We start from the raw sequence: 9919 nt of genomic DNA, 5'->3' as shown, positions 1-9919 counted from the left end.
CCCGGTGCCCGGAGACGGGCACGCCGGGTTCGGGAGGCGGCTCGGGGAAACCCACTGGTGGAAACACCAGCAGGGCGCCCCGAGTCGACCTCACCCAGGCCGCGCCACTGCTTGAGCTTGTTGATGCAGCGTTCGACGGTGTTCCGCTGCTTGTAGGTCTCGCGGTCGAAGGCCGGTGGGCGGCCGCCGCGACGGCCCAGCCGCTTGCGGTTGGCTGCCTGGTCGGCCGGTTGTGGGATCACAGCCCGGATCCCGCGCTGCCGCAGGTGCTGGCGGATCGCGCGGGACGAGTACGCCTTGTCGGCCAGGACCACGTCCGGCGTGACTTTGGGACGGCCGATCCGCCTGGGCACCCGTAAGCGGGCCATGACCTGCGGGAACGCTGGTGCGTCACCGGCCTGGCCCGGCGTGATGACGAAGGCCAGTGGCCGGCAGCGGCCGTCCGCGGCGAGGTGGATTTTCGTGGTCAGTCCGCCGCGGGAGCGTCCTAGGGCATGGTCGGACGGCTCGCCGGCCGGGGCCCCTTTTGACGGGCCCCGGCGGCGTGCTGGTTGGCCCGGACGATCGTGGAATCGACCGCGACGACCCAGTCGAGGTCGCCTTCGGCGTCGGCCTGCGCGAGCAGGGCCGTGAAGACCCTCTCCCAGGTCCCGTCCGCGGCCCACATCCGAAGCGGGTTGTGGGCGCCCTTCCACGACCCGAAGTGCTCGGGCAAGTCCATCCAGGGTGTCCCGGTGCGGTATTTGAAAGCGATCGCGTCGATCACCTGCCGGTGATCACGCCATCGCCCACCCCGCCGAGGCGTCCGGTCTGGCAGCAGCGGCTCAATGCGGGCCCACTGGGCGTCAGTCAACGACACACATCAACCAACGATCCGATGATCTGAAGGAAACGGCCTAGCCCCCAGAACCCCTCCTGCACAACGGCAGCACCGCACCTTTGCACACGGTCCGCCCAGGCCCGCTCCGGCAGGGCGGAGGGATGGACCAACTTGTCCCTCCGCAGGGGTGCTGGAGCGGGCGGGGCCCCTGACGGGCCCTACTGGGACGACTGCTTGAGCAAGTCGCCCAAGAGCACGCTCAAGGGGTTGACCAGGGGGATGGCGTTCCTCATGGCGTCCTCCGAGCGCTTCTTTTGCTCCTCCGGGGTGAGCTTGGCCCACTCAGCAGCGGCCTTGATCTGCTCCTCGCGGACCCTTCGGCCGTACTCTTCACGTTCCCGTTCTTGTTCGGGGGTCGACACCTGGTCGATCTCTTCGCGGAACTTGCCGTACCAGTCTGTGCCCATGGCAGGGTCTCCTAGGGAGTGGGGGTGTGGGGTTCCCACCCAGCCAGTGTTGCGCGGAACCAGTGAGCGGCGCGTCCGCCGGGCGGGCCTTGGGCCTGAGTGGGTGGTGGGGTGTCGTTTCTGCTTGAGCTGTTAGAGGAGACCGTCAGAACTGCTGACACCACCGTCCGACATCCGACCGTGGCAGCCGCCGCGCTCCCCTCTGCCCAGCACCCTCATGAACCTGCGGGCATGGATCAGAAACAGGCAGTAAAGGAGCGTTTCGTCCCAGCAGGGGTGTTTGGAGGCTTCTTGGGTGACCGATCTACCTGCAACGGTTGAGCCTGGCGGTCGCTTTCGTGACATCTGGGGCGGGTGACGACGGTCGAGGGTCCGTTTCGGTCCCTTCGCTCCTGTCTGATCCCAAGGCGCCCCCACTCACCCCTGTTTGCGACCTGTGGTCGAGGGGCTATCGCCGGTACTACCGAAAAGTGACCTGTCCGATGCCCGGTGGAAGTTGATGGAGCCCATTTTGTCGGCCTGGCGGGCCGAGCGGAGAGGGAAGGGCCTTGATATCGGCCGGCCGCCCGAGCACGACCTGCGGCGGATCATGGACGCGGTCCTCTACGTCGACCGCACAGGCATCCCCTGGCGCTACCTCCCTCACGACTTCGCACCATGGGAGACGGTCTACGGATACTTCGCCGCCTGGCAGAAGGACGGCGTCTTCGACCAGCTCAACGGGCTGCTCCGCCGCCTGGTACGTAAGGCTGAGGGCCGCCACGCCGAAGCACCGCGTGCGTCCTGGACGCCCAGAGCGTCAAGACCTCCGCCAACGTGCCCGCAACCAGCCAGGGCATCGATGCAGGAAAGAAGATCGCAGGTCGCAAGCGCCACATCGGCGTCGACACCCTCGGCCTCCTCATGGCCGTCCTCGTCACCGCAGCCAGCGTCTGCGACAACGCCGGCGGAATCCAGGTGCTTTCACACATCGCGAAGGCCAACCCACGCGTCACCAAAGCCTGGGCCGACACCGGCTACCGCACCAAGGCCATCGAACACGGCGCCAGCCTCGGCATCCACGTCGAAGTCGTCCACCGCGACCCCTCCCAGAAAGGCTTCAAGGTCATCCCACGCCGCTGGATCGTGGAGAGGACGTTCGGCTGGCTCATGCACCACCGACGCCTCGCCCGCGACTACGAAACCCACCCACACCGCTCTGAAGCCATGATCAAGCTGGCGATGGTCGACCTGATGAGCCGTCGCCTCACCCGCGAAATCACTCCGAACTGGCGCGACTCCTGATCGGCCCCGACACCTCCAGGACATCGGCGCGCTCCTGCACGGCCTCGACGCCGTCCCAGAGAGCCAGCCTCGTTGGGCCGATGTGCTCACGCACCACCTTGACGGCTTGCAGAAAGCGACCAGAATTGATCAGTTCATCCAGCTCTACTCGCACCTCAGGCGACAGTCTGCTCCACAACGCATCGTCCATGCCCATATTGAACCTTCAGGACAGCCACACCCTCGTATCGCCCCCAGATTCCAAACACCTTCCCCGGGACAAAACGCTCTTTAACCGGCTGCCCATCAGCCATAGATTGAGGCGCTCTCGCTGAAGTCATCGATCAGCGAGCAGCCAGGGCAATCGGCAACAGAGTCGAGGTCCATCTGGCTGACGGGAGTTCCCGAGGCTGCGGTGGTGCGGCCGGCCATGGTCGGGCTCGCTGCGGCTGCGGGGGCAGCGGCCGCCAGGCCCGCGACCAAAACCAGGGCAGTGGTCGCGGCGATCTTGCGCATGTGGCGCCTCCAGCGAAGGGGTCAGTGTTACCCAACCAACGGCACTCTGCCCGGCTAGTCACTGGTCTGGCCACGTAACAACCCAACCCCCACTCGACCAGCAGCCGCCGGACCCGCGCCGCCCGCCCCGAAGAGGGCTGAAGTATCTATACGGAAAGGCAGACCGGCTACGCCGGGGCGCTCGCCGAACGCGTGCGCACCGCAGCCCACATCACGACGACCGGCAACGTCATGCGCGCCGCCCTGGAGCGCGTGGTGGAGGTGTAGGGCGGCCCGGCGGTACTGCTTCACAAAATTCGGGGCACCGGGCCTCGCCCGCGCACGCCATACCGGCACGAGCCACCGGCACGAGCCACCCGCACCCTAACCGGCCACGGCCGCCTGCCCGCCCGCGGCTACGGGACGTCGCCCCGCCACACGAACCGGGCGACGTCCCCGCCGTCACCGGCTTCGGCCGGCTCGTAGTCGGACCGGCCGCCGGGCCCGAACGCGCCGCCCTCCGATATCAGCAGCGCCCCGTCCACGATCTCCTGCGGCTCCCACCCGGTGACGTCGAGCAGCTGCCCGTCCAGCGGGCCTCCGACCAACTCGACGTGGTCGCGGCCCGGCAGCGGGCCACGCTCCGGCTCGTCCGGCCCCGCCCCGTACACCCTCCGGTCCCACCACAAAGCATCCACCCGCCCCAGCCTCCGTCCGGTGCCCGCAGGTCGTTGGACCGGACGGCAGACGAGAGCACCGCGCGCTGCGCCTCGCGCACGTCTTCCACCACCGGCCCGACGGCCGCGAACACCGTCGGCTGCGTACCCACTACCTAAGGCTCTGGGACCTGCACGGCGGCGCCAACGCGCCGGTCCTGCGGTGCGACACCTTCCCCGACCGGCTCCTCGACACCCTGGCGACCCGGCGTCGCATCTTCCTCTCTTCCCTCGACGTGCTGTGCTGCGCCCTGGTGGACCTCACCGACACCGACGGCGACGACCGGATCGGCGAGCGCGAGTACCGTGTCCTGCTCCGGACCGCCTTCGGGCTGACCTTCGAGCGGGACCTGCAATGCGCCCACCGCAAACTCGACTGCGACGGCAGCGGCTTCCTGGAGCACAACGAGGTCCACGAAGCGGCTCTCGAGTACTTCACCAGCACCGATCCCGCAGCCCCCGGCAACTGGCTCCTCGGCCCGCCACCGCCCTCCCTCACCTCATCGGCCTGACCGTCGGACCCGCTGTCTGCGGACGCCGGTGGACGGTTGGGGCGGCCGTGGGTCCACCGAACCATGCCGTCCCCGATCTCGCATGCCAGGTGGATTCGGCGGCGGAGAACGGCGGGACCTGGGCGTGGCGCCGGAAACAGTGAGGAGAATCGTTTCTTCGTGGGGTGCCCCACCCCTCGCCCGGCCGCAGGATCGCCCGAACAGCCCATCCCCCGTTGCCGGTTGCGGCGTGTCGCACTTGACTTGGCCTCACCCCCGGCACCTCACGGCGCATCACGGACGCCGCGCCGCGCGGGCTCATGACGGCGGCGCGGCGCCCGAGGGGCGCGTCTTCGGCCCGTTCGCCCGCCCTGCAACCTCCGCTCCCAGGAAGGGAGTCTGCCGTGCCCGAATCCTCCCCGGTGCAACAGCCGGATGCCCCGCCCGATCCGTCGGCGCTCGGCGTCGACGCCGCCCGGAACCTCACCCACACCGCCAAGACCGTTCCCCAGATGCAGGGGATTTCCAGCCGCTGGCTGCTGCGGATCCTGCCCTGGGTGGACGTCCCGGGCGGCACCTACCGCGTCAACCGGCGCCTCGCCTTCACCGTCGGGGACGGCCGGGTGTCCTTCGACCGTGCGGGCCCGCGGGTGCGGGTCGTACCCCGAACGCTGTACGAGATGGCGGCGTTGCGGGGTCTGGCGGACGAGGAGGTGCTCAGCGCGCTGGCCGGCGCCTTCGAGCAGCACGAAGTGGAGCCGGGAGCCGTACTGGCGCGGGCCCGGGAGAAGACCGACCGCCTGGTGCTGGTCGCCCACGGGAAGGTGGACCGTGTCACGCCGGGCGCCTTCACCGAGACGGTCTCCCACGGACTGCTCGCCGAGGGCTCGTACTTCGGCGACTCGTGCCTGACGGGCGGCAAGGGAAGGTGGGAGTTCACCTACCGGGCGGTCACCGGCTGCACCGTCCTGGTGCTGACGCGCCGTGCCTTCAAGGGCGTACGCGACCGCTCTCCGGAGCTCGCCGCCCACCTGGAGGCGTACGCGGCCCGTCCCCGGCCCGCCATGACCCGTCGCGGGGAGGCCGACATCGCCATCGCCTCCGGGCACCGCGGGGAGACACCGCTGCCGACGGCGTTCGCCGACTACGAGACGAGCCCGCGGGAGTACCCGCTGAGCGTGGCCCAGACAGTCCTGCGGATCCACACACGTGTCGGCGACCTGTACAACGGCCCCCAGGACCAGACCGAACAGCAACTACGGCTGACCGTCGAGGCGCTGCGCGAGCGCCAGGAACACGAACTGGTCAACCACCCCGAGTTCGGTCTGCTGCACAACGCGGACCCGCAGCAGCGCATATCGACGCGGTATGGCCCGCCGACCCCGGACGACCTCGACGAACTGATCTCGATGCGGCGCCAGACGAGGTTCCTGCTCGCGCACCGCCGCACCATCGCCGCCTTCGCCCGCGAATGCACCCGGGCCGGGATCTGCCCGCCCGGGACGGAGTTCAACGGGCACCACGTGGTGGCGTGGCGCGGGATTCCGTTCCTGCCCTGCAACAAGATCCCCATCTCGCAGGACCTCACCAGTTCGGTCATCGCGCTGCGCACCGGGGAGGACTGTGGCGGGGTGGTCGGCCTGTACCAGCGGGGGATCGCGGACGAGTACGAGCCGGGGCTGTCCGTACGCTTCATGGGCATCGACGACCGGGCCGTGCTCTCGTACCTCGTCAGCAACTACTACTCCGTCGCCTCCCTCCTGCCCAGTGCGCTGGGCGTGCTGGAGAACGTCGAGGTGGGCCACTACAACAAGCCGCCGGAGCTGTCGTGAGCCCGCTCTCCGGCCCCACCGGCCCCGGTACGTCCGCGGCACACCGGTTCGCCCCGCGCGCAGACCCCGGCACGGGTCCGGACGGCCTCGGCGGGCTCCGGCTCGACTGCCCGCCCCCGCGGCGGGACGATCTGGCGCTCGCCGTCCGGCTCGACGCCCGGGTCCAGGAGTGGGCCGAGGGTCTCGGCCTCTACCACGGCCGGATGGACCAGCTCCGGGACGCCGGCTTCGGGCGGCTGGCCGCCCTGTGCTACCCCAGCGCCGACGACGAAGACCTCCTGATGGTCCCCGCCCGCTGCGCGCTGGCCATCTGGGCCATGGACGACCACTACTGCGACGACCCGCGACTCGGGGCGGCGCCGCACCTGCTGGGTTCCCGGCTCGCGAACGCCTCGGCCGTGCTGGGCCGCGTCCGGCTGCCGGACCGTCACGAAGCCGCCTTCGAAGCCGCCATGCGGGGCGATCCCGTACTGGCGGGCCTGCGCTCCGCCGTCGGCCACCTCCGGCACGTCACTACTCCCGACCAGCTCGACCGGACCCTCCACAGCCTGCGGACGTTCTTCTCGGGCGTCGCCCAGGAAGCCACGTGGCGGGCGACGGGGCACCGCCCCCACGTGTGGGAGTACATGGTGAACAGGCAGGCCAACGGCTTCCTGCCCTGCATGACCGTCCTCGACGCCCTGGGCGGCTACCACCTCCCCGCCGAGGTATGGGCCCACCCCGACGTGCGGGACGCGGTCGGAACCGCGTCACTCGCGGCCTGCATCGCCAACGACATCTGTTCCGCGGACGTCGAATCCCGCAGCCCGGGAGGTGACTTCAACCTCCCGGCTGCCGTCCTCACAGAACGCAACTGCGGCCCGCAGGAAGCGCTGCGCGTCAGCGCGGAACTCCACGACGAGCTCATGCTCCGGTTCCGCCGACAGTGCGAAGGGCTCGCCCACCACGGCGGGAACGAGCTCCGCCGCTTCCTCGGCGACGTACTCGACTGGTGCGCCGGCAGCCTCACCTGGCACCGGACCACCCCCCGCTACCAGCGGCGGAACACCGGCTGATCCGCCCCTCCCCCTCCTCCCACACACCACCAGGAGAGACCATGACCGCCCAGACCCGCCCCGCGCCCCTGCCCGACGTGCTGCGCACCGACTACCAGCGCGCGGTCGCCGCCTACTGGGACACCCACGTCCACGACGCCGTCAACCTGGCCCTCGGCGAAGTCGACGAGCTGTACCACCACCACTACGGCATAGGCGACTACGACCCCGCCGTCCTCGACGCCACCGGGACTGACCGCGAGGAACGGACCGTACGCGAACTGCACCGGCTGGAGAGCGCCCAGGCCGACCTGCTGCTCGACCACCTCGGCCCGCTCACCGCCGCGGACCGCCTGCTCGACGCGGGTTCAGGCCGCGGCGGGACCTCGTTCATGGCCCACCGCCGCTTCGGGTGCGAGGTCGACGGGGTGTCCATCTCCCGCTACCAGGTCGACTTCGCCAACGCCCAGGCCCGGCAGCACGGCCTGGGCGAGAAGGTCCGCTTCCACTTCCGCAACATGCTCGACACCGGCCTGGAAACCGCGTCCCGGCAGGCGGTGTGGACCAACGAGACCACCATGTACGTCGACCTGGAGCAGGTGTTCGCCGAGTTCGCCCGCGTCTTGGCCGTCGGTGGCCGGTACGTGTGCGTCACCGGCTGCTCCAACGACCTCACCGGGCTGCGCTCCAGCGCTGTCAGCCGGATCGACAGCCACTACACCTGCAACATCCACCCCCGCAGCCACTACTTCAAGGCCCTCGCGGCCAACGGGCTCGTCCCCATCGCCGTCACCGACCTCACCGCGCTGACCATCCCCTACTGGGAACTGCGCGCCCAGTCACACCTCGCCACCGGCATCGAGGAGGCCTTCCTGACCGCCTACAAGGAAGGCAGCTTCCACTACCTCCTCATCACCGCCGACCGCAGCTGATCCGGCGGCGGTGCGGCTGCTGCGTACGGATGAGGGCGGATCGATACCTCGCGGTCCTTCGGGTGGGCGGGGCTGGGCAGGGCGGCCTCAGGGCGTTAGAACAGGGGCGATCGAGGGGGACGGGTGTCCGGCGGTGATCGCACGGCGGCCGGCGGCGTGGCCCTTCGCCTCTCCCTCGGCCGGCCGACCTGAAGGAGGCGCGTGTGTCCGTCATGCAGTGGACCGATGACCTGCTGGACCCGCTGCGGAAGGCCGGCGACCGGCCGGCCGACGCTGCGATCGAGGAGATCTACGCCCTCGGCCGGCAGGACCAGGTCCGCGACGCCCTGCTCGCGCTGGACCGCAACGGCGAGGCCGTACCGCGTGACGTGCCCCCGAGGCTGGCGGAGTACTTCGCCATGAGTTCGGTCCTGCCCGACTGGGCCGACCCGGAGCTCGTCGCCCGGGGGCAGGGACTGCTCGGCCGGTACCAGGGGCACATCGCCACCACCCTGCTGTGCGGGACCCTGCCCATCTGCTACGGCTGTGCCGACGGCGTACAAGTCCTCTACCGCTCGACCCGGCTGACCCAGGGCGTGTTCCGAAGGCTCATGGAGACCACGCAGTTCGTGGTCGACGTCCTGGAGCCCGGCAGCCTCGGCCCCGGCGCGCGGGGACTGCGCTCGGCCCAGAAGATCCGGCTGCTGCACGCCACCATGCGCTACCACCTCTCCCGCAGCCAGGACTGGGACACCTCCTGGGGCCTCCCCGTCAACCAGGAGGATCTCGCCGGCACCCTGATGGGTTTCTCCGTCGCGATCCCCAGGGGGCTGGCGCTGCTCGGCGTCGAGCTGCCCGCCCCGGACAGAGAGGCCTTCTTCCACCTGTGGCGGATCATCGGCCACGTCCTCGGCGTCGCGGAGAGCGTCAACCCCGCCTCCTACGAGGAGGGTTCCACCCTGGCCGACACGATCCTGCGCCGCGGACAGCGCCCCTCCGAAGCGGGCACCGCGATGACGAGGGACCTGCTGAAGTTCATCCGTGAAGTCCTGCCCGCCCCGCTGCCGGCCGGCATCGGCCCCGCCCTCGTACGCCACCTCATCGGGGACAAGGCCGCCGACGTCGTCTCCGTCCCCCCGGCCGACCTCACCCGGCTCGCCCTCGCCGCCCAGACCCCACTGAGCCTGGGCTACGGCAAGGCCGGCGACACCGTGCCCCTCCTCGCCAAGGCGTCCAACGAACTCGGCCTCGCCCTCTTCAAGAGCGGTCTGCTCCTGACCAACAGGGGCCGTCGCTACCAGTGGCAGGTGCCGACCGGCCTCACTCCGGCCCAGCCGGCCTGACCCGCTGTCCACCGTGCGGCTCAAGTCGACGCCGGGCCGACCTTGCATTCGCGCCTGCGCTCGTGGAAGAGAACCTCGCCGGAGTCGCTCTCGCTGACATGGACTTGCAGGTAGACGGCATCGCCTGTCTTGAAAGATCCGGGGACCAGCACGCTCGTACCGTTCTTGAGGGTGGTACCGGTGACCTGCCTCTCTCCTGAGGTGGTGACTCCGCTTCGGTCGACATACGCGGCGACGTAATACGTGCGGAAGATGCTCACCCTGTCCGAGATGGCGGGAAGGCTGACGCTCAAGCCGCCTTCTGCAGTTTTGACCGTGCTGCCGCCGCTCATGCTCCGCCTTTGTCGTCGTGGGGGTGGCGACGCGAAGCCCGCGGCGCCGGGACCGACCAGAACCGAGTCCCCGCCGCGGGTGACCAGCCAGTCCTCGAACCCGTCAAGGTCACTCGATCGAGGGCTCGGTCAGGGTGAGTCCGGAGGCGGGCACCGGGACGACCTGACCGTCAGGCACGCTCGGGGCGTCCCGTCCGGGAGCGTGTACGGCGTCC

General features: G+C 69.9%; 10 protein-coding genes and 2 pseudogenes. 6 read left to right on the top strand and 6 right to left on the bottom strand.

The genetic code is table 11. The annotated features are described in order from the left end of the window. Positions 1-95 precede the first annotated feature (95 nt). A pseudogene (locus AC07A6_RS28205) lies at positions 96-859 on the bottom strand (IS5 family transposase); the annotation flags it as partial. Between the two features lie 179 nt (positions 860-1038). Next, entirely contained in the window at positions 1039-1287 is a 249-nt protein-coding gene (locus AC07A6_RS28200; RefSeq protein WP_478779016.1) for a hypothetical protein, read from the bottom strand. 499 nt (positions 1288-1786) lie between these two features. On the opposite strand from AC07A6_RS28200, the pseudogene AC07A6_RS28195 reads away from it, so the two are divergent. Next, positions 1787-2571 (top strand): annotated as a pseudogene (locus tag AC07A6_RS28195) (IS5 family transposase). Here AC07A6_RS28195 and AC07A6_RS28190 read toward each other — a convergent pair. From AC07A6_RS28190 to AC07A6_RS28180, 3 genes are all read right to left on the bottom strand, one after another. Beyond that, positions 2546-2761 (bottom strand): hypothetical protein, encoded by a 216-nt coding sequence (locus tag AC07A6_RS28190; RefSeq protein WP_478779015.1) that lies wholly within the window; start codon positions 2759-2761, stop codon positions 2546-2548. The pseudogene AC07A6_RS28195 and the gene AC07A6_RS28190 overlap by 26 nt on opposite strands. 95 nt (positions 2762-2856) lie before the next feature. Next, complete coding sequence (locus AC07A6_RS28185) at positions 2857-3066, bottom strand: hypothetical protein (RefSeq protein ID WP_478779014.1); 210 nt, start codon at positions 3064-3066, stop codon at positions 2857-2859. 395 nt (positions 3067-3461) lie between these two features. Next, positions 3462-3743 carry a hypothetical protein gene (locus AC07A6_RS28180; protein ID WP_478779013.1) on the bottom strand — a complete coding sequence of 94 codons (282 nt, stop codon included), beginning with the start codon at positions 3741-3743 and terminating at the stop codon, positions 3462-3464. Between the two features lie 272 nt (positions 3744-4015). On the opposite strand from AC07A6_RS28180, the gene AC07A6_RS28175 reads away from it, so the two are divergent. From AC07A6_RS28175 to AC07A6_RS28155, 5 genes are all read left to right on the top strand, one after another. After that, complete coding sequence (locus AC07A6_RS28175; protein WP_478779012.1) at positions 4016-4273, top strand: EF-hand domain-containing protein; 258 nt, start codon at positions 4016-4018, stop codon at positions 4271-4273. A 383-nt stretch (positions 4274-4656) separates the two neighbouring features. Next, positions 4657-6084 (top strand): family 2B encapsulin nanocompartment shell protein, encoded by a 1428-nt coding sequence (locus AC07A6_RS28170; RefSeq protein WP_478779011.1) that lies wholly within the window; start codon positions 4657-4659, stop codon positions 6082-6084. After that, positions 6081-7139, top strand: a complete 1059-nt coding sequence (locus AC07A6_RS28165) for a terpene synthase family protein (protein ID WP_478779010.1) — start codon at positions 6081-6083, stop codon at positions 7137-7139. The genes AC07A6_RS28170 and AC07A6_RS28165 overlap by 4 nt, the downstream gene beginning before the upstream one ends. A gap of 41 nt (positions 7140-7180) precedes the next feature. Continuing rightward, positions 7181-8050, top strand: coding sequence for a geranyl diphosphate 2-C-methyltransferase (locus AC07A6_RS28160; protein WP_478779009.1), 870 nt, complete (start codon positions 7181-7183; stop codon positions 8048-8050). A gap of 212 nt (positions 8051-8262) precedes the next feature. Further along, a complete protein-coding gene (locus AC07A6_RS28155) occupies positions 8263-9372 on the top strand; it encodes an oxygenase MpaB family protein (RefSeq protein WP_478779020.1) in 1110 nt (369 codons plus the stop codon). A gap of 20 nt (positions 9373-9392) precedes the next feature. Here AC07A6_RS28155 and AC07A6_RS28150 read toward each other — a convergent pair whose 3' ends face one another. Further along, on the bottom strand, positions 9393-9704 hold the full coding sequence (locus AC07A6_RS28150; RefSeq protein ID WP_478779008.1) for a hypothetical protein: 312 nt from the start codon (positions 9702-9704) through the stop codon (positions 9393-9395). Between the last annotated feature and the right edge of the window lie 215 nt (positions 9705-9919).

The sequence above is a fragment of the Streptomyces sp. NPDC044002 genome (assembly GCF_056434525.1).
Note: the sequence above shows the minus strand (reverse complement) of the source record. Positions and strands in the feature narration are given on the sequence as shown.

What these genes read in the sequence shown, in the direction of transcription:
- AC07A6_RS28150 (WP_478779008.1), bottom strand. Translation starts at nt 9,704, where the DNA reads ATGAGCGGCGGCAGCACGGTCAAAACTGCAGAAGGCGGCTTGAGCGTC.
- AC07A6_RS28185 (WP_478779014.1), bottom strand. Translation starts at nt 3,066, where the DNA reads ATGCGCAAGATCGCCGCGACCACTGCCCTGGTTTTGGTCGCGGGCCTG.
- AC07A6_RS28200 (WP_478779016.1), bottom strand. Translation starts at nt 1,287, where the DNA reads ATGGGCACAGACTGGTACGGCAAGTTCCGCGAAGAGATCGACCAGGTG.
- AC07A6_RS28160 (WP_478779009.1), top strand. Translation starts at nt 7,181, where the DNA reads ATGACCGCCCAGACCCGCCCCGCGCCCCTGCCCGACGTGCTGCGCACC.
- AC07A6_RS28190 (WP_478779015.1), bottom strand. Translation starts at nt 2,761, where the DNA reads ATGGACGATGCGTTGTGGAGCAGACTGTCGCCTGAGGTGCGAGTAGAG.
- AC07A6_RS28155 (WP_478779020.1), top strand. Translation starts at nt 8,263, where the DNA reads ATGCAGTGGACCGATGACCTGCTGGACCCGCTGCGGAAGGCCGGCGAC.